21 protein-coding genes are annotated in these 24,131 nt (G+C 63.2%); 10 read left to right on the forward strand and 11 right to left on the reverse strand.

Translation table 11 applies throughout. The features are described from left to right. Positions 1 to 29: 29 nt before the first annotated feature. Positions 30 to 1,544: a leucyl aminopeptidase gene (locus LB557_RS29030; RefSeq protein WP_224644087.1), complete on the reverse strand. Its 1,515-nt coding sequence runs from the start codon at positions 1,542 to 1,544 to the stop codon at positions 30 to 32. Positions 1,545 to 1,800: 256 nt separating this feature from the next. On the opposite strand from LB557_RS29030, the gene LB557_RS29035 reads away from it, so the two are divergent. Further along, positions 1,801 to 2,703, forward strand: coding sequence for a LysR substrate-binding domain-containing protein (locus LB557_RS29035; RefSeq protein WP_224597519.1), 903 nt, complete (start codon positions 1,801 to 1,803; stop codon positions 2,701 to 2,703). A gap of 252 nt (positions 2,704 to 2,955) precedes the next feature. Beyond that, positions 2,956 to 4,413: an NCS1 family nucleobase:cation symporter-1 gene (locus LB557_RS29040; RefSeq protein ID WP_140616438.1), complete on the forward strand. Its 1,458-nt coding sequence runs from the start codon at positions 2,956 to 2,958 to the stop codon at positions 4,411 to 4,413. 34 nt (positions 4,414 to 4,447) lie between these two features. Here LB557_RS29040 and LB557_RS29045 read toward each other — a convergent pair whose 3' ends face one another. From LB557_RS29045 to tpiA, 5 genes are all read right to left on the reverse strand, one after another. Then, positions 4,448 to 4,987 carry a DUF1697 domain-containing protein gene (locus tag LB557_RS29045; protein WP_140616436.1) on the reverse strand — a complete coding sequence of 180 codons (540 nt, stop codon included), beginning with the start codon at positions 4,985 to 4,987 and terminating at the stop codon, positions 4,448 to 4,450. Positions 4,988 to 4,995: 8 nt separating this feature from the next. After that, positions 4,996 to 6,633 carry a CTP synthase gene (locus LB557_RS29050; protein WP_083883046.1) on the reverse strand — a complete coding sequence of 546 codons (1,638 nt, stop codon included), beginning with the start codon at positions 6,631 to 6,633 and terminating at the stop codon, positions 4,996 to 4,998. A gap of 298 nt (positions 6,634 to 6,931) precedes the next feature. Continuing rightward, the gene (locus LB557_RS29055) at positions 6,932 to 8,062 is read right to left on the reverse strand and encodes a L,D-transpeptidase (protein WP_140717995.1); all 1,131 of its coding nucleotides are present in this window, start codon (positions 8,060 to 8,062) and stop codon (positions 6,932 to 6,934) included. A 209-nt stretch (positions 8,063 to 8,271) separates the two neighbouring features. After that, positions 8,272 to 8,748 (reverse strand): preprotein translocase subunit SecG, encoded by a 477-nt coding sequence (gene secG, locus LB557_RS29060; protein WP_224527652.1) that lies wholly within the window; start codon positions 8,746 to 8,748, stop codon positions 8,272 to 8,274. Positions 8,749 to 8,915: 167 nt separating this feature from the next. Further along, positions 8,916 to 9,686: a triose-phosphate isomerase gene (gene tpiA / locus LB557_RS29065; RefSeq protein WP_015317811.1), complete on the reverse strand. Its 771-nt coding sequence runs from the start codon at positions 9,684 to 9,686 to the stop codon at positions 8,916 to 8,918. Between the two features lie 143 nt (positions 9,687 to 9,829). On the opposite strand from tpiA, the gene LB557_RS29070 reads away from it, so the two are divergent. From LB557_RS29070 to glp, 5 genes are all read left to right on the forward strand, one after another. Continuing rightward, the gene (locus tag LB557_RS29070) at positions 9,830 to 11,722 is read left to right on the forward strand and encodes a SurA N-terminal domain-containing protein (protein WP_015317810.1); all 1,893 of its coding nucleotides are present in this window, start codon (positions 9,830 to 9,832) and stop codon (positions 11,720 to 11,722) included. After that, a complete protein-coding gene (gene trpD, locus LB557_RS29075) occupies positions 11,719 to 12,729 on the forward strand; it encodes an anthranilate phosphoribosyltransferase (RefSeq protein ID WP_224644051.1) in 1,011 nt (336 codons plus the stop codon). The genes LB557_RS29070 and trpD overlap by 4 nt, the downstream gene beginning before the upstream one ends. A 3-nt stretch (positions 12,730 to 12,732) precedes the next feature. Next, a complete protein-coding gene (gene trpC, locus LB557_RS29080; RefSeq protein ID WP_224587253.1) occupies positions 12,733 to 13,578 on the forward strand; it encodes an indole-3-glycerol phosphate synthase TrpC in 846 nt (281 codons plus the stop codon). Positions 13,579 to 13,644: 66 nt separating this feature from the next. Continuing rightward, positions 13,645 to 14,127: a cyclic pyranopterin monophosphate synthase MoaC gene (gene moaC / locus LB557_RS29085; protein ID WP_140824573.1), complete on the forward strand. Its 483-nt coding sequence runs from the start codon at positions 13,645 to 13,647 to the stop codon at positions 14,125 to 14,127. Beyond that, positions 14,127 to 15,332, forward strand: a complete 1,206-nt coding sequence (glp, locus tag LB557_RS29090; RefSeq protein ID WP_224644050.1) for a gephyrin-like molybdotransferase Glp — start codon at positions 14,127 to 14,129, stop codon at positions 15,330 to 15,332. The genes moaC and glp overlap by 1 nt, the downstream gene beginning before the upstream one ends. A gap of 32 nt (positions 15,333 to 15,364) precedes the next feature. On the opposite strand, the gene LB557_RS29095 is transcribed toward glp, so the two are convergent. Continuing rightward, positions 15,365 to 16,195: an alpha/beta hydrolase gene (locus tag LB557_RS29095; RefSeq protein ID WP_224644049.1), complete on the reverse strand. Its 831-nt coding sequence runs from the start codon at positions 16,193 to 16,195 to the stop codon at positions 15,365 to 15,367. 309 nt (positions 16,196 to 16,504) lie between these two features. Here LB557_RS29095 and LB557_RS29100 point away from each other — a divergent pair, with 309 nt between their 5' ends. Continuing rightward, positions 16,505 to 18,130, forward strand: a complete 1,626-nt coding sequence (locus LB557_RS29100) for an AMP-binding protein (protein ID WP_015317804.1) — start codon at positions 16,505 to 16,507, stop codon at positions 18,128 to 18,130. Further along, positions 18,127 to 18,963 carry a tryptophan 2,3-dioxygenase gene (gene kynA / locus LB557_RS29105; protein WP_140718007.1) on the forward strand — a complete coding sequence of 279 codons (837 nt, stop codon included), beginning with the start codon at positions 18,127 to 18,129 and terminating at the stop codon, positions 18,961 to 18,963. Before LB557_RS29100 ends, kynA begins: the two co-directional genes overlap by 4 nt. A gap of 63 nt (positions 18,964 to 19,026) precedes the next feature. Here kynA and kynU read toward each other — a convergent pair whose 3' ends face one another. Genes kynU through LB557_RS29125 form a run of 4 tightly spaced genes read right to left on the reverse strand, consistent with a single transcriptional unit; the run spans position 19,027 to position 23,076 of the window. Next, positions 19,027 to 20,274, reverse strand: a complete 1,248-nt coding sequence (kynU, locus tag LB557_RS29110) for a kynureninase (RefSeq protein ID WP_224644053.1) — start codon at positions 20,272 to 20,274, stop codon at positions 19,027 to 19,029. A gap of 48 nt (positions 20,275 to 20,322) precedes the next feature. Beyond that, a complete protein-coding gene (locus LB557_RS29115) occupies positions 20,323 to 21,246 on the reverse strand; it encodes an ABC transporter permease (protein ID WP_224644048.1) in 924 nt (307 codons plus the stop codon). A 5-nt stretch (positions 21,247 to 21,251) separates the two neighbouring features. After that, entirely contained in the window at positions 21,252 to 22,031 is a 780-nt protein-coding gene (locus tag LB557_RS29120; RefSeq protein ID WP_140726986.1) for an ABC transporter ATP-binding protein, read from the reverse strand. Between the two features lie 58 nt (positions 22,032 to 22,089). Next, a complete protein-coding gene (locus LB557_RS29125) occupies positions 22,090 to 23,076 on the reverse strand; it encodes an ABC transporter substrate-binding protein (RefSeq protein WP_015317799.1) in 987 nt (328 codons plus the stop codon). A gap of 150 nt (positions 23,077 to 23,226) precedes the next feature. On the opposite strand from LB557_RS29125, the gene LB557_RS29130 reads away from it, so the two are divergent. Continuing rightward, the gene (locus LB557_RS29130) at positions 23,227 to 24,000 is read left to right on the forward strand and encodes a GntR family transcriptional regulator (RefSeq protein WP_015317798.1); all 774 of its coding nucleotides are present in this window, start codon (positions 23,227 to 23,229) and stop codon (positions 23,998 to 24,000) included. Positions 24,001 to 24,131: the final 131 nt, after the last annotated feature.

Below are 24,131 nucleotides of genomic sequence, written 5' to 3' on the forward strand. Positions count from 1 at the left end.
TGAATGTTTGAAGGCATGCCGCTGGTCACCTAGTTTGCAACCCGGCTGGAGCGAACCCATTCTTCCAGCATCTGCACACCGAATGCGGTAGCGCCTTCCCGGCCCAGGGGCTGATCCTTCTCGGTCAGTTCCTTGCCGGCGATGTCGAGATGCACCCAGGGGCGGTCTTCCGTGAAGTGGCGCAGGAACGCCGCGGCGTAGGGAGCGTCACCGTCTTCCATGTCCTTGGCGTGATGTCGCAGGTCCGCGAACGGCGATTGCAGGCCCTCGTCATAAGCCCGGTCGAGCGGCAGCTGCCAGAACCGCTCGCCGACCATTTCTCCGGCCGCGATCATCCGCGAGGCGATGGCATCGTCGGTGCTGAAGAGACCGGCGAATACCGATCCAAGACCGCGCATCACCGAATAGGTCAAAGTGGCAAGGTCGACGATCACCGACGGATTGAAGCGCGAGGCGGTATAGTAGAGGCAGTCGGCCAGGATCAGCCGGCCTTCCGCATCCGTGTCGAACACTTCCACGGTTTGCCCGGAAGCTGTCGTGATGATGTCGCGCGGCTTGAGCGCGGTGCCTGACGGCATGTTCTCGGCAATGCCGAGCACGCCGACGGCGTGCACCGGACTGCCTTGCCGGGCCAGCGCGATCAGCAGGCCGACCACCGCGGCCGCACCGCCCATATCGGCCTTCATATCGAACATCTGCTCGCCGCGCTTTAGGCAGAGACCGCCGGAATCAAAACAGACACCCTTGCCGACGAACGCCAGCGGCTGCGCGGGGGCGCCCTTGCCGCGATAGCGCAGGACGGCGACTCGTGGCGGCCGTACCGAACCCGCCCCCACGGCCAGGATCGCGTTCATGCCGAATTCCCTGAGCTTCGCCGTATCGAGTATCTCGACGTCGATGCCGGCTTCGCGCAGAGGCTCCAGGTGATCGTGGAAATTGTCGGGATGGAGATGGTTCGGCGGCAGGTTGACCAGTGTGCGCGCATATTCGACGCCATCCGCGATGGCATTGATCCGCGCCAGCGCCGAATACAGCTCCGGACCGCCGGCCCCGACCAGCTGCACCCGCAGGGTCCGATCGGCCCCCGCCCCTTGGCGCCGGTTGCGCATGTCGAAACGATAGCGCCGCAGCCGCATGCCAAGCGCGACCCTTGCCAGGATTTCCGCTCCCGGCAGGCTTATGCCGGCAACGGGATCTAGGACCAGGGTGGCCGCGCATTCCCCTCTGCCTTCCAGATGCGCGGCAAGCAGGCCGCCAGCACGCGCCAAGGAGAGTGCGGTGACGGCCTCGGCCTTGCCCAGGGCTAGGACAATCACGCGCCGCGCCGATACCGCCTGAGGGGCGATGACATCGATACAGGCGCCGGATTCAGCCAAGGCAGCCGCATCGGCACAGGCCCGGGAGAGGATCCCGCCCATTTCGGTGTCCAGGGCCCTTGCCCGCGGGCCAAAGCCGGTTTGAGCGGCCTGCAAAATCACGACGACGGAGGTTTCAGCGGAAATCTCGTCCGCCGTTTCAAAGACCGGCACTGGCGATTGAGGCATGGGTAGGCGTTCTCCTCTTTGCGGGGCTTTGGCCGAGGCGCGGCTTGCAGTGCGCAAGGCTTCTCCCGCCACCGGTGGAAACCGGTCAAACCGGCCGTCACCTCTGGTTGGATCGTGCCGAAGTCCCCAAATTGTCGTTCTTGAGACGACTTAATTGCTCTTGCCTCTTGGGTATCCCCGAACGGGTCAGGCGATCAAACGCCAATTTTGTCCATATCGATTGACAAAAACTCAACTGGCAATTCATGATCGGCCGATGGCCCTACCCTCACTCAATGGCATGCGCGCTTTCGAGGCCGCCGCCCGTCTCGGCAGCGTCAAGGACGCAGCCGAAGAGCTGCATCTGACACCCTCGGCTATCAGCCGTCACATCCGCGCACTCGAACGGAATCTCGGCCAGGAGCTGTTCGAGCGCGGCTTTCGGCAGATAACGCCGACCATTCGGGGCTCTTATTACGCACGCAGCCTCTCCGAAGCATTCGAAGCCATCTGGCGGGCCACCGACGATGTCAGTCTCGCCGGGCCCCCAAGCCACGGCAGGACCCAGCGTGTCCGGGTTTTGTGCGTCCCTGCTGTCCTGAACCTTTGGCTGGCGGACCGGCTGCCGAATTTTCGCCGGCGGCATCCGTCCGTGGATCTGGAGATCTCGACATCGGGCAAGCGGGCCAATTTCGATTTGGCCATCGTCGACGAGTTCGTCTACAAGGCCGGCCCGGCTCTGACGCTGCTGATCCCGCTGGTCCTGACGCCGGTCTGTGCTCCTTCGCTGCTTGAAGGGCCGATGCCGCTGCGATCGCCCGCCGACTTGGTCAACCACCACCTGATCCACGAATGCGAGACCATGCGATGGAAGCGCTGGCTGGAGCAGGAAGGCGTGTTGGACACGACGCCGAAATCCAGCACGACGCTAGATGATTGTACGCTGATCATGCGCGAGGCGATCAATGGCGCTGGAATAGCGCTCGCCGACACGATGATGGCCCAGGATCTGCTGCAGCAGGGCAAACTGGTCGCCCCGTTCAGCGCCCGCCATACCTACCCGGCCGGCATCTACCTGCATCAGCGCCGCAGCATCGGCAACAAGCCGGGTACGGGCCTGTTTCAGGATTGGCTGCTTTCCGAAGTCGAGGACCACAAGCGGGTGATGGCCATCGCCTAGGCAGCCTTGCTTGCCGATAGGCGTCGGGAACGCGGGTTTGTCCAGCTTGGAAGCCGTGGATCGAGAATTCGAATCGACAGGCAGGCCTGTTTCAAAAGCGGCTCACCATCACGGGCTCTCGATAATCGCGGTTCGCATTGAATATCTTTAAGGCCAAAGCCGGCAAATCGATTGCTTGCCGGTTCCCCTGCGTCAGGCGTAACCTCTGCGGTCAACGCGTGAGGGCGCGTGCTGCAAGAAGGGGACATTGCAATGACGATACAAGGCGCATCGCCTGACTTGTATAATGAAGACCTCGCTCCTGCCAAGGTTCGAAACTGGGGACCGTTCTCGATCTTCAACGTCTGGACGTCGGACGTCCATAGCCTGTGGGGCTACTACCTCGCCGCCAGCCTGTTTCTGTTCTGTGGCGGCTTCGTCAATTTCATCATCGCCATCGGCATCGGTTCGCTGATCATATACGCACTGATGAACATGGTCGGTTATGCCGGTGTGAAGACCGGTGTGCCCTACCCCGTGCTCGCCCGCGCCTCCTTCGGCATCTGGGGCGCCAACATTCCGGCACTGGTGCGCGCCATCGTCGCCTGCTTCTGGTACGGCGCGCAGACAGCGGCCGCCTCAGGCGCCATCGTCGCATTGCTGATCCGCTCGCAATGGTTCGCCGATTTCAACGCCAATACCCATTTCCTTGGCCATTCCGGCCTGGAGGTGATCTGCTTCGTGATCATATGGGCACTGCAACTGCTGATCATCCAGCGCGGCATGGAAACGGTGCGCCGCTTCCAGGACTGGGCCGGCCCGGCGGTCTGGGTGATGATGCTGATCCTGGCCATCTATCTCTGCGTCAAATCAGGAACCTTCGCTTTCACCAGCGATATCCCAATGGATGTACTGCTGGAAAAGACCAAGGATGCGGGCGTCCCTGGTACTCCAGGGTCTTGGACCGCACTGTTTGCCGTGGCGGCGATCTGGGTGACGTACTTCTCGGCGCTCTATCTAAACTTCTGCGATTTCGCCCGTTATGCCCCCGACCAGGCATCGCTGCGCAAGGGCAATATCTGGGGCCTGCCGATCAACCTGATCCTGTTCTCGCTGGTCGCCGGCGTCACCACCATCGCCGCCTACGACGTCTACCATGAGGTGCTGCTGCACCCCGACCAGATCTCGGCCAAGTTCGACAGCTGGTTCCTGGCCGCGCTCGCGGCGCTCACCTTCGCGGTGGCGACGCTCGGCATCAATGTCGTGGCCAACTTCGTCTCGCCGGCCTTCGACTTTTCCAATGTCTTTCCCCGCCAGATCGACTTCAAGAAAGGCGGCTACATCGCGGCCGTCATCGCGCTGGTGCTCTATCCCTTCGCACCGTGGGAAGGCAGTGCGGCTTCCTTCGTCAACGTCATCGGCGCAACGATGGGGCCGATCTTCGGCGTGATGATGGTCGATTACTATCTGATCCGCAAAGGTGAAGTCGACGTCGAGGCGCTGTATCGCGAGGACGGCGAGTTCCGCTTCCAGGGTGGCTGGCACGTCAATGCGTTCATCGCCGCCGGCATTGGCGCCATCTTCTCGTCGATCCTGCCCAACTTCACCAACTGGCTGCCGTCCTGGTGGGGCGTCTATGGCTGGTTCTTCGGCGTGGCGATTGCCGGCGTCATCTACTACGTGCTGCGCACCGCGGCCGTGAGCGCCGGCGCCAAGGTGGCGAAAGCTTGATGAACCAGAGCGGGGCGGCCCGAGCCGCCCCGCTCTACCGCGCGACCATTTCGGCCAGCTTGCGCACGGTGTTCCAATTGCGCGAGGTGCCGACGCCCATGCGCTTGTGGTTGGCGGCGGCAAGCAGGCGCGAGCTAGGCCTCTCCCTTGAAAAGACGACCCAGATGTCTCCGCCGGCCAGAAGCACTTTCTCGTCCGCGGCGGCACAGGCCTGAAGCCCGGATATGGCGTCTTCGGCTACAGGTTTGCGCATTACGCGCACCGCCACCTGGTCGCCGGCTTCCACCGACTCGGTCGGGAATGGATTACCGCTTGCGAGTTTGCGCCAGTCTTCGGCGGCACGCACGATGATATCGACATGGCGGCCAAAGGCCTGTTCGAAGGCGGATTCCAGGCGTGTCTCAAGCGTGGTGATCGAGGTCTTTTCACTCTCGAAGACCAGGTTGCCGGTCGCCACCAAGGTGCGGACATTCTTTAGGCCGAGACTTTCCGCCATGGCCTTGAGGTCGGACATGACGACCCGCCGCCCCTCTCCCAGGACGATGCTGTAGAGAAGCGCGACATAGGTCCGCATGGGAGCGATCAGACCAGGCGGCTCTGCTCCACCGCCGCCTCGATGAAGCTGGCAAACAGCGGATGCGGATCGAGCGGCCGGCTCTTCAGTTCGGGGTGATATTGCACGCCGATGAACCAGGGATGGTCGGGGTATTCGACCGTCTCCGGCAGCACACCGTCGGGCGACATGCCTGCAAACACCAGCCCGCAATCCTCCAGGCGCTGCTTGTAGTCGATATTGACCTCGTAGCGGTGCCGGTGACGTTCGGAAATCTGGGTGTCGCCGTAGATGTCGGCGATCTTCGAACCCTTGGCGAGCTCGGCCTGATAGGCGCCGAGCCGCATGGTGCCGCCGAGATCGCCAGTCGCCCTGCGCTTTTCCAGCATGTTGCCTTTCAGCCATTCGGTCATCAAACCGACGACCGGCTCCTTGGTCGGGCCGAATTCGGTCGACGAGGCATGTTCGACACCGGCCAGCGATCGCGCCGCCTCGATGCACGCCATCTGCATGCCGAAGCAGATGCCGAAATACGGCACCTTGCGCTCGCGTGCGAATTTGGCCGCCAGGATCTTGCCTTCTGAGCCGCGTTCGCCGAAGCCGCCGGGCACCAATATGCCGTGCACCTTCTCCAGCCAAGGCGTCGGGTCTTCCTTTTCGAAGATTTCCGATTCGATCCAGTCGAGCTTGACCTTGACGTGATTGGCCAGCCCGCCATGCGAAAGCGCCTCGATCAGCGATTTGTAGGCATCCTTGAGGCCGGTATACTTGCCGACGATGGCGATGGTGACCTCGCCCTCCGGATTGTGGATGCGGTTGGAGACGGCCTGCCACGGCTCCATGCGCGGCTTGGGTGCCGGCTCGATGCCGAAGGCAGCGAGCACTTCCGAATCCAGACCTTCCTTGTGATAGGCCATCGGCACGTCGTAGATATGTGGCACGTCGAGCGCCTGGATGACGGCGCTTTCCCTGACATTGCAGAACAGCGACAGCTTGCGGCGCTCTTCCTTGGGGATGGCGCGGTCGGCGCGCACCAGAAGAATGTCGGGCGCGATGCCTATGCCGCGCAGTTCCTTGACCGAATGCTGGGTCGGCTTGGTCTTCAGTTCGCCCGCCGTCGGGATATAGGGCATCAGCGTCAGGTGGACATAGACGGCGTTGTTGCGCGGCAGATCGTTGCCGAGCTGGCGGATCGCCTCGAGGAACGGCATCGCCTCGATGTCGCCGACCGTGCCGCCGATCTCGCACAGCACGAAATCATAATCGTCATTGCCGTCGAGGACGAAGTTCTTGATCTCGTCGGTCACGTGCGGGATCACCTGCACGGTGGCGCCGAGATAATCGCCGCGCCGCTCGCGCTCGATGATGTTTTTGTAGATACGCCCGGTCGTGATGTTATCCTGCTGATTGGCGGACCGGCCGGTGAAGCGCTCGTAATGGCCAAGATCGAGGTCAGTTTCGGCGCCGTCATCAGTGACGAACACCTCGCCGTGCTGGTACGGCGACATCGTGCCGGGATCGACGTTCAGATAAGGGTCGAGTTTTTTGATGCGTGCGCGATAACCTCGCGCCTGCAGGAGAGCCCCAAGGGCCGCTGCGGCAATGCCTTTTCCAAGTGAGGAAACCACGCCGCCTGTGATGAATACATATCGCGCCATGGGAGTCATCGCTTAACGCGGCCGGATTGATTCCGCCAGAGAAAAAACCGCCGCGAAGGCTTTTTCCCAAAAAGGCGCTCGGACCATGATCCCGAAAAGTGGGATCCGGCTTTCGGACAGGCATCACGGCCAAAGGGTTTTGACCGGGGGTCTTACAGCAATTCCAGGAAAGGTGCGTAGCGGTTTTTCGTCCGGAATTGGCGTAAAAACAACGACTTAGAGCGGGTCGACCCTTCAAACGCTGAATCGCTCTAAGCAAAACAAAAGGGCCGGCTGAGCCGGCCCTTTCGGCATGATGACGGAAACGTCAGATGATGACGACTTTGGTGCCGATCCGGACGCGGCTGTATAGATCCATGACGTGCTCGTTCATCATGCGGAAGCAGCCATTGGACGCGCTGGTGCCGATCGACTGCGGCGCGATGGTCCCGTGGATACGCAGATGCGTGTCCTTCCTGCCATCATAGAGATAGATGGCGCGGGCGCCGAGCGGGTTCTGGCCGCCGCCTGCCATGCCGTCCTTGTACTGGCCGTAGTGCTTGGGCTCGCGCTTCTGCATGTCGAGCGTCGGGATCCAGCGCGGCCACTCCTGCTTGTCACCAACCGCGACCGTGCCCTTGAACTGCAGGCCTTCGCGGCCGACCGCGATGGCATAACGGCGTGCGGTGGTCGATGATTCGACGAGGTAGAGTCGGCGAGCGCTGGTGTCGATGACGATTGTGCCGGCGTCATAGCCGGTGAATTCCACGTCCTGAGGCACGAATTCCGGCTTCACCTTGAACGGCTTCTTGGCGTTCTTCTGGGCAAGCGCCGAGTCGAGCGCGCGTGTCTCGGGCAGATAGCTGATCGATGAGCCAGACGAGGTTCCACCGAACAGACCGGCGAACAGGCCGCCGCTTGACTGCTTCTGGCCGCCGACGACCTCGCTGCGCAGTTCGCCATTGTTGCCCGTCAAAGCGACATTCATCGCCTCGGCTGGGATCGGCTCGGCCGCCGGGATCGGGGTTACAGGTTCGATCGGTTCGATGATCTTGACGGTCTTCTTGGCCGGCTTGGCATCGGCCACTTCGGTTGCCGCCGCTTTCTGGCCCTTGCTGGCCAGGAACGCCTGCCGATCTGCGTCAGCCCTGGCCTTGGCCGCCTCGCGCATCGCCATTTTCCTGGCCTCGAGCGCCTTGGCCTTGGCATCCTCCTTGTCGGCAACGATCTTGGCCTCGATCTTCTTGATCTGGGCGAGATCCTCCGGCGTAGGGTTTTTCTTCTTCTTGAGAAGCTTCAACTGCGTCGCATCGCTTTTGGCCGCGACGGGGATGGCGTCGGTCTTTTCAAGCGACACCGACTGTTGTGCGGCCATGTTTGCCGGCATGGCGGCGGAGGCCGGGGAACTCATGCCGATTGCGGCGCAAAGTCCCAGGAAAATGAAGCTGCGAAGCTGCATGGCGAAGATCCGATCGTTCAATGCTTGTTGCCCACGGCGTCGCCCGGCGTCCCCCAAGGACGCCGAAAATGCCGCGTGCAATCTATAGTCGAATAAGCGCGTATGCCTCAAGCGCGAGACCGCGCCGCGGTCTGTCGAATCTTCGTGATTGCGCAGCATTTGCCGCGACTGTGTTCAAACGAACACAGATCGCGGTTTAGAACATAAGGTTATTGGTTCGGAACCTGAGGCGACGCCGGCGCGGTGTTGGTGGTTCCATTGGCCGCTGGCGGCGTGGTGCTGCCGGCGGGCGCGGTGGCCGGGGCCGTTGCCAGCGGTTTTGTCACGGCGTCGTTGCCGGACGGAGGCGTCGGCGTGGTATTGCCGGCGGGTGCCGGCGTGGCCGTACCCGGCAATTGGTTGAGCACACCCTTGCCGGCGCCATCCGAGGTCGCGGGAACCCGATCGAGAATGTCGATCGGCTTTTCGCCGTAGCGGGCAATGATCGACAAGGTCAGCGACGTCACAAAGAACGCTGCCGCCAGGATCGCCGTCGCCCGGGTCAATGCGTTGGCCGCGCCGCGCGCGGTCATGAAGCCCGATCCGCCACCAATGCCGAGACCGCCGCCTTCGGAGCGCTGCAGCAGCACCACGCCGACAAGGGCGAGCACGACCATGAGATGAATGACGATCAGTACGGTTTGCATAATTTATCCTGGCAAGGCCCTGCCCGGCCGCGGACACGGCCGGTGAATTGGAGGCGGCTCAATACAATGCTTTCACGGCATTTCCAAGCCCGTGGCCGGAATATGGGAAGCAACGCCCTCTTTGCAACGAATTTGAACGGGACGAGACCCGTCCATCCTCGTGAATCTCAGCCAGCAATGCTGCGATAGGCTTCGGCGATGCCCAGGAAATCAGCCGCTTTCAGGCTGGCACCGCCGACCAGCGCGCCGTCGACATTCCTGACGCCCAGCAGTTCAACGGCATTGGAAGGCTTGACCGAGCCACCGTACAGGATGCGCATCCTGGCGGCGGCGGCCCCAAGTTTTTCCGCCAGCTTTTCGCGGATATGCGCATGCGCCTCGGCCACATCGGCCGCGGTTGGCGTCAGGCCGGTGCCGATCGCCCAAACCGGCTCATAGGCAATGACGGTGTTCGATGGCGTGGCGCTTGGCGGCACCGAGCCGGCGACCTGGCGCGACAGCACCTCCAGCGTCGCTCCAGCCTCACGCTCCTGCCGCGTCTCGCCGATGCACACGATGGCCACGAGCCCGGCCCGCCAGGCGGCGGTGGCCTTGGCCTGGACCGTCGCATCGTCCTCGCCGCTTTGCTCGCGGCATTCGGAATGGCCGACAATGACATGGCTGGCGCCTGCGTCCTTCAGCATCTCCGCGGAGATACAGCCGGTATAGGCACCGCTTTCCTTGGGATGGCAGTCCTCGCCACCGGCATGGACCGGCGTGCGCGACAAAATCTCCGCGGCATGGGAAAGCAGCGTCGCGGGAACGCAGACCAGCGCTTCGGTCTCGGCGTCGAGCCCGCTCATGAAACCGTTGCCGATCATCCTGAGCTCGTTCAGCGAGGCGCTGGTGCCGTTCATTTTCCAGTTGCCGGCGACAAGCGGGCGAATTCCTGGTGTCATGGTGTGCTTCTCCGGGCGATATCAAGCTCTGGCCCTCACTACCAAAATCAGGCCACAAAGCAATCGACAGTGGGCAGGAAGGGCGCTATTGCGCTTGGTTCAGACTCGGCGCATGCGAAAATGCGCATAAATCGGAAGTAACCATGCTTGGTATATTGAGAAGCGCGGCGGGTACCTGGGTCGCGAAGACATTGCTTTCGCTGCTGGTGGTCAGTTTCGCCGCCTGGGGCATCTCCGGACGGCTGATGGGCGGCTTCGCGGGCCACGATTCGGTAATAACGGCCGGCGGCACCAAGGTATCGATCAACGAATACCGCCTCGCCTATGACCGCCAGCTCGCCGTCATGTCGCAGCAGTTTGGTCAGCGCCTCACGCATGAACAGGCAAAGGCGCTCGGCATCGACAACCAGGTGCTGGCGCAACTCGTTTCCGGTGCCGTCCTCGACGAGCAGGCACGCAAGCTCGGCCTCGGCCTTTCCAAGGATCGGCTGGCCGAACTCACCCGCGAAGACCCGGCTTTCAAGGGCCCTGGCGGTCAGTTCGACCGAAGGACATTCGACTACATGCTGCACCAGGTCGGCATGCGGCCCGAGGATTATCTGAAGAACCGTGCCCAGGTAGCGGTGCGCCAGCAGATCGTCGAGGCGGTCTCGGACGGCCTCAAGGCGCCGGACACGTTCTTCAAGGCGGTCGCGCTCTACCGCGGTGAAGACCGCACCGTCGACTATTTGACTTTGCCGAAGGCGCTGGTCGAGCCGATCGCGGCGCCGAGCGACAGCGTGCTTCAGGCCTATTTCGAGGCCAACAAGAAGAGCTACGCCGCACCTGAATACCGCAAATTCTCGTATGTTCGCCTCGAACCGGCGGACATAATGGATACGACCGCGGTCACCGACCAGCAGGTCAGTGACGACTACAACAAGAACAAGTCACGCTACACCACGCCCGAAATGCGCACCATCGAGCAGCTTGTGTTCAAGACACCGGATGCCGCCAAGGCGGCGCTCGATTCGCTCAAGGCCGGCGCTACCTTCGACAAGCTGGTGACCGCCGAGGGCAAGACCCCGGCCGACACGCTGCTTGGCACGCTCGCCAAGGACAAGATCGCCGACAAGGCGGTTGCCGATGCCGCCTTCGCGCTCAACGCCAACGAAGTCAGCCAGGTCGTGCAGGGCGCCTTCGGTCCGGTGCTGCTGCGCGTGACCGAGATCAAGCCCGAGGTGGTGAAGCCGCTCGCCGAAGTGTCGGACCAGATCCGCAAGGACCTGGCGCTGGGCGAGGCAAGCCGCATCCTTCTGGATGTGCACGACAATTATGAAGACACCCGCGCATCGGGCAGTTCGCTGGCCGATGCCGCCGCCAAATTGAAGCTTAAGGACATCACCATCGACGCCATCGATCGCAACGGCCTGAGGCCCGATGGCTCCATCGTCAAGGACCTGCCGGAATCGCCGGCGCTGATCAAGGCCGTCTTCGATGCGGAACCGAACACCGAAAACGAGGCGCTGACCACGGCGGACAACGGCTTCGTCTTCTATGAGGTCGGTTCGATCACACCGGCCCGCGACCGCACTCTTGATGAGGTGCGCCAAAAGGTTGTCGCCGACTGGACGGCGGCCGAGACCGCCAAGCGGCTCGCCGCCAAGGCGGACGAACTCGAGAAGCGCCTCAAGGCCGGCACCACGCTCGACGTCATCGCCGGCGAACTCAAGCTGGAGAAGCAGACCAAGCGCGGCTTGAAGCGCGAAGCCGACGATGCCGATTTCGGCAAGGAAGGCGCCGCCGTCATGTTCGGCGTCGGCGAAGGCGGCACCGGATTGATCCCCTCGCCCACCGGCGACGGCCAGATCCTGTTCAAGGTCGCCGAAGTGTTCGAACCGGCCGGCGCCGACGCCAGCTCGGTGCCGGACGACGCGCAGAAATCATTCACCTCCGGCATGTCCGACGACCTGCTCGACCAGTTGGTGGCGCAGTTGCAGACGCAGTACGACGTCCGCGTCGACCAGGCCGCCGTTGCCCAAGCCTCGACAAGATGAGCGCGCTGAAAACCCATATCGCCAAGGTCGCGACCGGCACCGCACTGTCCTTCGAGGAGGCCTGCGAGGCCTTCGACATCATCATGTCGGGCGATGCGACCCCAGGGCAGATCGGCGGCTTCCTGATGGCGTTGCGCGTACGCGGCGAGGCGGTGAGCGAGATTTCGGGCGCTGTCGCCACGATGCGCGCCAAGATGCTGCGCGTCGATGCTCCTGACGGCGCCATCGACATCGTCGGCACCGGTGGCGATAATTCGCATTCGGTCAACATCTCGACGGCTTCCGCCTTTGTCATTGCCGGCAGCGGCGTACCGGTCGCCAAGCACGGCAATCGCGGCCTGTCCTCACTGACCGGCGCGGCCGACGTGCTGATTGCCCTTGGCGTCAGGATCGACATCGCGCCGGAGCTAATCGGCAAGTGCATCCATGAAGCCGGCGTCGGCTTCATGTTCGCGCCGGCGCACCATCCGGCTATGAAGCATGTCGGTCCGGTTCGTGGCGAGCTTGGTACGCGCACCATCTTCAACCTGCTCGGCCCGCTTTCGAACCCGGCTGGCGTCAGGCGGCAGATGGTCGGCGTGTTCATGCCGGAATGGATCATGCCGGTGGCCGAAACGCTGAAGGCGCTCGGCACCGAGCATGCCTGGGTCGCCCACGGCGATGGTTATGACGAGATCACCACCACAGGCGAGACACAGGTAGCTGAACTGGTTGGCGGCGAAATCCGCAGCTTCACGCTGACCCCGGAAGAGGTTGGACTGAAGCGTCATACCAAGGATGAGTTGCGTGGCGGTGATGCCGCCTACAATGCCAAGGCCTTGCGCGGTATGCTAGGCGGGGCCGCCGGCGCCTATCGCGACACGGTTTTGATGAATGCCGGCGCCGGACTGGTGATTGCGGGCAAGGCGACGACGCTCGGTGATGGCATCGCCATTGCCGCACAGGCCATCGACAGCGGCCGGGCGCTGCAGGTGCTCGACCGCCTGGTCGAGATTTCGAACGGGTGAACCGTGTCTGACATTCTGCGCAAGATCGAAGCCTACAAGCGCGACGAGATCGCCGCCGCCAAGGCAAGCGTGCCGCTGGCAGAGATCAAGGCGCGCGCGAAGGACGCCGACGCGCCGCGCGGGTTCCTCGCCGCGCTCGAAGCGAAGCGCGGATCGGGTGGCTTCGCACTGATCGCCGAGATCAAGAAGGCAAGTCCGTCCAAAGGGTTGATCCGTGCCGATTTCGATCCGCCGAGCCTGGCCAGGGCCTATGAAAAAGGCGGCGCGGCCTGTCTTTCCGTGCTGACCGATGCGCCCTCCTTTCAGGGCGCACCGGAGTTTCTGGCCGAGGCGCGAGCGGCCGTGACGCTGCCCGCCCTGCGCAAGGATTTCCTGTTCGATCCTTACCAGGTCTACGAGGCGCGGGCCTGGGGCGCGGACGCCATTTTGATCATCATGGCCAGCGTCGATGATGCCATGGCCAGCCAACTCGAATCGACTGCGTTCGAGCTCGGCATGGACGCCCTGATCGAGGTGCACGATGAAGCCGAGACCGAGCGAGCGCTGAAACTGTCATCGCAATTGATCGGCATCAACAACCGCAATCTGCGGACATTCGAGACCAGCCTCGATACGTCGGAGCGGCTGCGGGCGATGGTGCCGGGGGGTCATTTGCTGGTCAGCGAAAGCGGCATTTTCTCGCATGACGATTGCCTTAGACTGCAAAGGATGGACATCGGGGCCTTCCTGGTGGGCGAGAGCTTGATGCGCCAACGGGACGTGACCGCTGCAACGCGCTCGCTGCTCACGGGCAAGGCGTCCGATGCGGGTCGAAAATCGGAATCGATTTTCGGAGAGCACGATGCATAGAGTCAAAGTGACAGAGCGCACTCTGTGCGTCCGAATGGACGCACGTCGCTCTATGGCGATTTGACGATGACAGGCGCTCTCACCCATCTTGGCGCACAGGGCGAGGCCAACATGGTCGATGTCGGCGACAAGAACGAGACGACGCGCACCGCGATCGCAGAGGGTTTCGTCTCGATGCAGCCAGAGACGTTGAAGACCATCCTCGCCGGCAATGCCAAGAAAGGCGATGTGCTGGGCACGGCGCGCATCGCCGGCATCATGGCAGCGAAGAAGACCCATGAGTTGATCCCGCTCTGCCACCCCCTGCTGCTGACCAAGGTTTCCGTCGACATAGAGCCTGACCATGCTCTGCCCGGCCTGAAGGTCACGGCCCTTGCGCGCGTCACCGGCAAGACCGGCGTCGAAATGGAAGCATTGACGGCAGCCTCGGTGGCCTGCCTGACCATTTACGACATGGCCAAGGCGGTTGACCGCGCCATGGTCATCTCCGGCATACGGCTGGTCGAAAAGACCGGCGGCAAGTCCGGCGACTACAAGGCAGGGCTCTGATGGCACTGGTTCCGGTCGCCGACGCGCTCGAGCGCCTGCTCGACGGCGCCGTCCCGCTGGCCGGCGAAAGCGTCCCGCTCATCGAGGCGATCGATCGTGTGCTGGCGGAACCGGTCATGGCGCTGCGCACCCAGCCGCCCTTCAACGCTTCGGCCATGGACGGCTATGCGGTGCGAGCCGCCGATGTCGCGTCGGTGCCGTCGAAACTCTCGGTGATCGGCATGGCGCCGGCCGGACGCGGCTTTGACGGCGCGGTCGGCCAGGCACAGGCAGTGCGTATCTTCACCGGCGCACCGCTGCCTGACGGCGCCGACACCATCGTCATCCAGGAAAACGTCCAGGATCTCGGCGGCGGCAACATCGAAGTGATCTCGCCCACCGCCGCGTGGCGTAACATTCGCCGCGTCGGCCTCGATTTTTCCAAGGGCGACGTGCTGTTGGAGACCGGGCGCGTGCTCGACCCGGCGGCACTGTCGCTGACGGCATCGGCCAATCATCCCCGAGTAGGCGTGGTGAAACGGCCGCTGGTCGCCATCATCGCCACCGGTGACGAGTTGTTGCCGCCCGGCAGCGAACTCGGGCCCGACCAGATTATCTCGTCCAACGCCTACGGCGTCGCCGCGGCGGCACAATCGGTCGGTGCCTGTGCGCTCGATCTCGGGATCGCCGCCGACCGCAAGGACGACATCGCCGGCCTGGTCAGGAAAGCGGTCGCGGCGGGTGCCGATGTCATCGTCACGCTGGGCGGCGCATCGGTCGGCGACCACGACCTGATCCATGACGTGCTGACCGGCGAAGGCATGACGCTCGGCTTCTGGAAGATCGCCATGCGTCCCGGCAAGCCGCTGATGTTCGGGCGCCTCGGCGATATCAGATGCATCGGCCTGCCCGGTAATCCGGTAGCAAGCCTGGTCTGCTCGCAATTATTCCTGAAGCCGCTTCTGGCAAGGCTGGGCGGTCGCGACCATCGTCAGGACATCCGCCCGGCACGGCTGGGCGCCGCAATGGCGGCCAATGACCTGCGCCAGGATTATGTGAGGGCGGTGGTCAGGGAGGATGACGGCGAACTGGTGGCGACGCCGTTCGGCATCCAGGATTCCTCGATGCTGAGGATGCTGGCCGATGCCAACGGACTGGTCGTTCGCGCGCCTTTTGCCCCTGCATCCGCTGCGGGCGACGCTTGCAGCGTTCTGATGTTACGCTGAAGTATTTCGTAATAACTTACTGATCACAGGGCTTATTCCGAGATCAAGGTCCGCGTCAATGCATGCGCCGGATCGGCCAAGCCATCCACTACATCGTAGTGATGCCGGTCGGGCTCGACCATGGCACTGGTGGTGGCGCCAAGCCCGGTCCAGATGTTGGCCAGCAACGCATTCTGTCGCAGGAACTCCGAACGCTCGCCGCCGCCGGCCCAGCAGGTGATGCGGACACCATCGGTTGGCCGCAGCAGTGCCGGGCTTTCCGTCAGCGCCTCATGCTCATCAATTTTCAGCACGGCGTTCATGCCGGTGCGCATCAGCGGGCGCAAATCATGCAAGCCGGAAATCGAAACGACGTGGCGTATGCGCCGCACGACATCGGTGGCGAGCGGGGTGCTTGTGGTCACCATGCGGCTGGCGAGATGTCCACCGGCCGAATGTCCGGTCAACATCAGCGGTCCCCCGACCATTGCCGCCGCTTTGCCGATCGCCGCCCCGATTTCGCTGACAATGCCGGCAATGCGGATGTCCGGGCACAGCGTGTAGGAAGGCATAGCCACCGCAAAGCCGTTGCCGACCGCGCCCTTGGCGAGATGCGACCATCCGCTTTTATCGGACTCCAGCCAGTAGCCGCCATGGATGAACACGACGAGCCCCCTGGGCGTGGCCTCCGGCAGGAAAAGATCGAACCGGTTGCGCGGCCGATCGCCATACGCGATGTCGAACCGTGCCCGGCCCTCCCCCGACAGTGCGTCACGGAACGCTTGCGCCGGTCCCGACCAGGCGGCCGGCCAACGGTCGCTGCCGGCAATATTCGCGCCGTTGGCATAGGCATTGTCCCAATCGGCAATGCGATGGTCGAGCATCGGCACCCTCCCCGAAACAGCGTCGTCTCAGTGCTAGCAATGGCCGCCACCATGCCGTGCGTCAAGGCTTTGGGGTGAAACATTTTAGGCTTGAAACAAATTTCGACTGGTGCGATCCTGTCTTCGGAACAGCCGACAAAATGGGAGATCCGCTGTGCCGTCCGAACCCGCCGATAGTCACCTTTCCGGTGACATGTCGACAAGGGTGTAGCCGGCCGCACGAGCCTACCGCGAGACAGGAATTCAGATCCACCGCCGCCGGCCACGTGCCTCGCGCGCTGGCCGGCGGCAGACAGGGACAGCGACGACATGCTTGGGCCTTCAGCGCATACCGACACGTTCACCCGCGATAATCTGCCGCCGCCCGAGCAATGGCCCGACTTCCTGCTCGACGGCTTCGACTATCCAGAACACCTCAATGCCGGTGTCGAATTGACCGACAGGCTCGTCGAGAAGGGCCTTGGTGACCACACCGCGCTGATCGGCAATGGCCGCCGCCGCACCTACAAGGAACTGTCCGACTGGACGAACCGGCTCGCCCATGCGCTGGTCGAGAACTACGGCGTCGAGCCGGGCAACCGGGTGCTGATCCGCTCCGCCAACAACCCGGCAATGGTCGCCTGCTGGCTGGCCGCCACCAAGGTCGGTGCTGTCGTCGTCAACACCATGCCGATGTTGCGCGCCGGTGAACTCACCAAGATCGTCGACAAGGCCGAGATCACGACCGCGCTCTGCGACACCAGGCTGATGGACGAGATGACCGCCTGCGCCAAGGACAGCGCGTTCCTGAAGCAGGTGATCGGCTTCGACGGCACCGCCAACCATGACGCCGAGCTCGACCGCGCCGCCCTCGACAAGCCGGTTACCTTCACCGCCGTCAGCACTGGCCGCGACGATGTCGCCCTGCTCGGCTTCACTTCGGGCACGACCGGCGTGCCGAAAGCGACGATGCATTTCCACCGCGACCTGCTGATCATCGCCGATGCCTACGCCCGTGAAGTCCTGCAGGTGACGCCCGACGACATCTTCGTCGGCTCGCCGCCGCTCGCCTTCACTTTCGGCCTTGGCGGGCTTGCCATCTTCCCCCTGCGCTTCGGCGCGGCGGCAACGCTTCTGGAACAGGCGACGCCACCCAACATGGTCCACATCATCGAGACCTACAAAGCGACCATTTCCTTCACCGCGCCGACCGCCTACCGGGCCATGCTGAAGGCCATGGACGAAGGCGCCGATCTGTCATCATTGCGCGTTGCCGTCTCGGCCGGCGAGACCTTGCCGGCCCCGGTCTTCGAAGAGTGGACGCGAAAGACCGGCAAGCCTATCCTTGACGGCATCGGCGCCACCGAAATGCTGCACATCTTCATCTCCAACCGCTTTGACGACAGGAAGCCCGCTTCGACGGGCAAGCCGGTGGGCGGTTACGAGGCGCGCATCGTTGACGAGGAGATGCGCGAGGTGCCGCGTGGCGAGACCGGACGGCTGGCGGTGCGCGGGCCGACCGGCTGCCGCTACATGGCCGATGACAGGCAGAAGGACTATGTGCGCGACGGCTGGAACCTCACCGGCGATACCTTTACGCAGGATGAGGACGGCTTCTTCCACTTCGCCGCGCGTTCCGACGACATGATCGTCAGCGCCGGCTACAACATCGCCGGACCCGAGGTCGAGGCGGCGCTGCTGTCGCATCCCGATGTCGCCGAATGCGCGGTCATCGGTGCCGAGGATGGCGAGCGCGGCCAGATCGTCGAGGCGCATGTCGTGCTGGTGCAAGGTGTCCCGCCAGACGCAATGACCGTCAAGCGCCTGCAGGACCACGTCAAGGCAGCCATCGCGCCCTACAAATATCCCCGATCGGTCAAATTCATCGCCGCTCTGCCGAAGACCCAGACCGGCAAGATCCAGCGGTTTCGGCTGCGCACGGAGAAGATCAATTGAGCGAGCCTTACGATCCGGCCTCTGAAGGCGCAGAGATGTCGTTCAAGGAGCGGATGTCCTACAGCGACTATCTGCACCTGGAGAAAGTGCTGGAGGCCCAGACACCGCTGTCCTCGGCGCATGACGAAATGCTGTTCATCATCCAGCACCAGACATCGGAATTGTGGATGAAACTCGCTTTGCACGAGATTGGCGCGGCGATCCGCTCGATCCGTGCCGACCGCCTCGAACCGAGCTTTAAGATGCTGTCGCGTGTCGCCCGCATTTTCGAGCAGTTGAACAATGCCTGGGACGTGCTGCGCACGATGACGCCCAGCGAATACACCGAGTTCCGCGACGCGCTCGGCCAGTCCTCGGGTTTCCAGTCCTGGCAGTATCGCGCCATCGAGTTCATGGCCGGTAACCGCAACCTCGCCATGCTCGGGCCGCACAAGCACCGGCCGGACCTCAGCCAGAAGCTGGAGGCGATCCTGGCCGAGCCGTCGCTCTACGATGAAGCGCTGCTGCTTCTGGCCCGCAATGGCTTCGACATCGGGGCGGACGCAAAGCGCACGGATTGGCGCGAGACGCGGACCGGGAACGAAGAAGTCCTGGTCGCCTGGCAGACGGTGTACCGCGATCCGCAGCGCTACTGGATGTTTTATGAACTGGCCGAGAAGCTGGTCGACTTCGAGGACTATTTCCGCCGCTGGCGCTTCAACCACGTCACCACCGTCGAGCGCATCATCGGCCTGAAGCGCGGCACCGGCGGCACGTCGGGCGCCTCCTATCTCAAGAAGATGCTCGAAGTCGTCCTGTTTCCGGAACTGTGGACGGTTCGCACCCGGCTCTGAACTCTCGTCTGACGCAATTCCTGTGGGAAACCGTGTCACACTTTTCCCGACTTCGCGCCGGCTTCAGGTCACTGCCGTCTTGACCGCGAAGCGTGCATCCTGCCAGGCGCCGGTGCGCAGGATATCTTCCAGCACCTCGACCGCCTGCCATACATCGGCGTAGCCGACATAGAGCGGGGTGAAGCCGAAGCGGATGGTCGACGGCGCACGGAAATCGCCGATCACGCCGCGCTCAATCAGGGCCCGCATCACCTGGTAGCCGTTGGGGTGGAGGAAGGACACCTGGCTGCCACGCTGATTGCTGTCGCGCGGGCTTTCCAGCTCCAGGCCGTAGGCGCCGCATCTGGTCTCGACGAGCTGGATGAACAGGTCGGTGAGCGCGATGCTCTTCTTGCGCACCGACGCCATGTCAACATCGTCCCAGATATCCAGCGCCCCCTTCAGCGCCCGCATCGACAACACCGGCTGCGTGCCGCACAGGAACCGACGGATACCGCTGCCGGCCGCATAACCCTGCTCGAAGGCGAAGGGTCGCGCATGGCCCCACCAACCGCTGAGTGGCTGCTGGACTTTGTCGTGATGACGCTCGGCGGCGTAGATGAAGGCTGGCGCGCCCGGGCCGCCATTGAGATATTTGTAGGTGCAGCCGATGGCGAAATCGGCATTGGCGCTGTCGAGCTCGACAGGCAGCGCGCCGGCGGTGTGGCAGAGATCCCAGACGATCAGTGCTCCGACCTGATGGGCCTTGCATGTCAGTGCCGCCATGTCGCGCAGCTGGCCGGACTTGTAGTTGACGTGGTTGACCAGGATGACCGCAACGCGCTCGTCGATCAGCTCCTCAATGGTCGGCGCATCAACGCCCTCAAGCCGCAACACCGTGCCGGGGCGCGTCGAGGCCACGCCTTCGGCCATGTAGAGATCGGTTGGAAAGCTGTCTCCCTCGGCGACGATGACCGAGCGGTCCGGCCGCATGCCGAGCGCGGCATGCAGCACCTTGTAGATGTTGATCGAGGTCGTATCGCAGACCACCGTCTGGCCGGTCGCCGCGCCTATCAGCCGCCCCAGTTGGTCGCCGAGCGCGACCGGCATGTCGAACCAGCCGGCGGTGTTCCAGGCACGGATCAGATCCTGCGCCCACTCCTGGGTCGCGGCTTTCCGCAGCTCGTCGAAGACGGCGGGTGCCGCGGCGCCGAGTGAATTGCCGTCGAGGTAGATCACGCCTTCCGGCAAGATGAACCGGTCGCGCATGGCACGCAGCGGGTCCGCCGCATCCATGGCATCGACGGCTGCGAGATCGAGCGTCGTAGGCATCATTTGTGACATTCCCTGGTTATTCACGCCTTGGTCATTCACGCCGGGTTACTCACGAATCGCTTCGCGAACCGGTGCGGACCCCCGGCTGCGCTTGAGGCTGGGCAAGGCAAGCATGGCCAGTACGAACAGGCCCGTGGCAAGCTTCAGGTCAGGCGGCGGCATGCCGGCCGCCAGGCAGAACGACACCAGCTGGTAGTAGATGATCGCGCCGGCGAAGGGCGCCAGCAATTGCCGCCACACTGTTTGCTTGCCGACGACGGCTTCGCCGATCATCAGCGCGGCAAGGCCGTTGATGAGAATTCCCAGGCCCATATTGACGTCGGCGAACCCTTGCGACTGCACCATCAGCGCACCGCTTGACGCCGAAAAAGCGCTGGCCAGCCCGACACCGCCTATGGTCGCGGCCCAGACATTGATGCCTTGCGCTTCGGCCATGTCAGGATTGGCGCCCACGGCGCGCACGGCGGTCCCCTTCTCGGTCCTGAAGAACATGTAGAGCAGCATGAAGGCGGCAAGCGCGAGAAGACCCGCGACGACGATCTTGCTGGCGGGGAAACCCGGCCGCGCGAACGGCACCCAGTCGAACACCGAGGGCGAACCAAAGACGGACAGGTTGGACTTGCCCATAATGCGAAGGTTGATGCTGTAGAGCATCGTCATCATCAGGATGCCCGCAAGCAGCGTGTGGATGCGGAAGCGCAGATGGATGAAGGCGGTGCAGCAGCCCGCCGCAAAGCCGGCGACAAGGGCGGCAGCGATGCCCATCAGCGGCGATGCGCCGGCGGCAAGGAGAACGCCGCAGACGCAGCCGCCCAGCGGAAAGGCGCCTTCGCTGGTGAGATCGGGAAAATTCAGCATGCGAAACGGGATCATGATCCCGAGCACGACAAAGGCCAGGATCAGGCTTTGCGCCAGGGTGACCGGCATGATCGCGACGAAGCTGGTGAGAACGTCCCCAACAAAACCCATGATGATCAGCTCGCCAGCAACATGCGATCGGTCTTGACGGAGAAATGGCCGATCAGATCGATAACCGTGACCCTCGCCTTCTCCTGCCCGGCGACTTCCAGGAGCACCCGGCCCGCATCGAGCATGATCACCCGGCTGCCATGGTCGACGGCGTGTTGCATGTTGTGGGTCACCATCAAAGTCGTCAGTTTCAGCGCGTTGACGGCGCGAACCGTCGCTTGCATGACGATTTCGGCCGTGCGCGGGTCGAGGGCCGCGGTATGCTCGTCGAGCAGCAGCAAGTCCGGCGACCCACCGACCGCCATGATCAGCGACAAGGATTGCCGCTGCCCGCCCGAGAGCAGGTCGACGCGCGTGTCGAGACGATTTTCCAGACCGAGACCCAGTATCGACAGTCGTTCCCTGTAGGACGCAAGCCGGGTGGTGTTCAGCCCCGGGCGCAAGGTGCGCTTTTGGCTACGCAAATCGGCCAGCAGCATGTTTTCCGCAACCGTCATGCTGGCGGCGGTGCCGCGCATCGGGTCCTGGAACACGCGCGCCAGTTTCGCGGCGCGCTTGTGCACCGGCATTGCAGTCACGTCGGCGCCGTTGATCAGGATCTGGCCGGAATCGAGGATCAGGGCGCCGGAAATGGCGTTGAGCATGCTGCTCTTGCCGGCCCCATTGGAGCCGATGACGATGCCGAACTCTCCGGTGGCCAAGGACAGGCTGAGACCGTCCAGCGCGACCTTCTCGTCGGCCTGGCCCTTGTAGAACACTTTGCGCGCGGATCGAATCTCGAGCATCGTTTCTCCCTGACCTCGGGATGACGGCGCCGACGCCGTCACCCCGGCAGTTCCGATGTTAGTCGACGATGCAGCCGCAATCGGCCATTGAAGCCGGTATCTCGATGCCGAACGCGGCCATCGCCTTGCGCGAGATCGTTGCCATGTGGTCCTTGTAGGCCGGGCGCGACGGCGCGATCGTCTTGGGATCCTTGCCCTTGAGGATCTCGGCGGCGATGTTGCCGGCGTTGACGCCGACCTGCGTGTAATTGACCGCGAAGCTCGCCGGCACGGTACCGTTACGGACCGCACTGTCATCGGAGTTGACGACCGGGATACCGGCCTGGCGGGCGGCCGCGGAGACAGCGGCGATCGCCGGCTGGATCAGGTTCGAGGCCGGGCCGTAGATCACGTCGGCCTTGCCGGCGAGCGAAGCGATGCGTTGCTGGATGTCATTGACGTTGTCTATGCCGACCTCCACCACCTCGAAGCCCGCGGCCGGTGCCGCCGCCTTGATCTTTTCGACCAAGGCAACGTCATTGGCCTCACCGGGATTATAAGGCACGCCGAAGCGCTTGGCGTTCGGCAGCAGCTTCTTGGTGAAGGCCATCACCGCGGCGACGTCCTGCAGATCGCTGGCGCCGGTCATGCCTTCGTCTCCGGCGTCCCATGACGGCACCAGCTTGGCCGCCACCGGATCGGTGACCGCGGCAAAAACGATCGGAATGCCGGAACCGGCGAGCGCTTTCTTGGCGATCTGTGAGACCGGCGTGGTGATGGTGTAGATCAGCTTGGGCTGCTCGGCCTGCAGCTTGGCGATCATCTGCGGCACCAGCGACGCATCGAAATTGGTGTGGCTCTCCGTGTAGACGACGTCCTTGCCCTCGACGAAGCCGTTATCCGTCAGCGCCTTCTTGAAGCCGGCTATGGCGGCGTTCAATTGCGGATGCTCGCCGAAATTGGCAATGCCGATACGGATCTGATCGGCCGCGGCACTGCCGGCACTGACCATCAATGCGCCTGCCAGGGCCAAGCCCGACAACCAAGCGGATTTCGACTTCAACATCATTTCCTCCCAGATTTGATCAGGGCCGCTTGGAAACGCGGCTACTACGGCGATCATGGTGAGTCCGCCGGTCTGTGTCAAACATTATATATAATTGTTGCTGTGACGCACTATCATATATACTTTTCGCCAGACGACGGATTGATCACCATGCTGAATGAAACGAGTTCCACAAAAACGGAAGCCGCCTATCAGCTGTTGCGGCGCGACATCCTGACCACGCGCCTCATGCCCGGCGCCCCGCTCAAACTGAGTGCGCTGCGCGGCACCTATGGCGTCGGCTGGACACCGTTGCGCGAAGCCCTGTCGCGGCTCGAGGCCGAACGCCTGGTCACCGCGATCAGCAATCGTGGTTTTGCCGTGGCTCCGGTGTCGCGGGCCGAGCTGGAGGATCTGGCACGCGCCAGGATGGTGGTCGAGATACCCCTGTTCCTCGAATCGATGGAAAAAGGCGGCAGGGAGTGGGAGGATGCCGTGGTCACCGCCCACTACCGGCTCTCGCGTTGCAAGACAGCGGTCGACGATCCCTCGGACGCGGCCGTCGACAGATGGGACGAGAACCACGAGGCTTTCCATGCGGCGCTGCTGAGCGCCGCCACATGCGACTGGCTGTTGCGGTTCCGCTCGACGATCTCGGATCAGCTGCGCCGGCATCATCGCTTTCTTGGTCTGGCGCCGACACTGCGGGCCGCGGCCGGCCTCAAGGATGGCTATGAAGAGGCAATCGAAGCGCTACGCGAAGCGATTGCGATCGAACACCATACCGCGATCATGGAAGCGGCGCTCGACCGTGACGTCGAGCGGGCCAAGGCGCTGATGACGGCGCATATCGGCTACACACTGCACGTCTATGTCCACAGCGAAGACAGCGGCGCTACCAGATACGCCGCTCGCGCCGGCAGCTTGAAGGCGGGTTCGGGATAACTTCAGCGCTTCCGCCACGCCTATTCGAACGCGCTGGCCGGAGTGCGCCGAACGCCCCGATCCATGGCCGCCCGAAGCTACCAATCGTTGGCATTTTGGTTTCGTTTCGTTCCGCGAATAATGGCTCCGCG

Origin of the sequence: Mesorhizobium sp. BR115XR7A (assembly GCF_020165315.1) — a bacterium.
GTDB lineage: Bacteria > Pseudomonadota > Alphaproteobacteria > Rhizobiales > Rhizobiaceae > Mesorhizobium > Mesorhizobium australicum.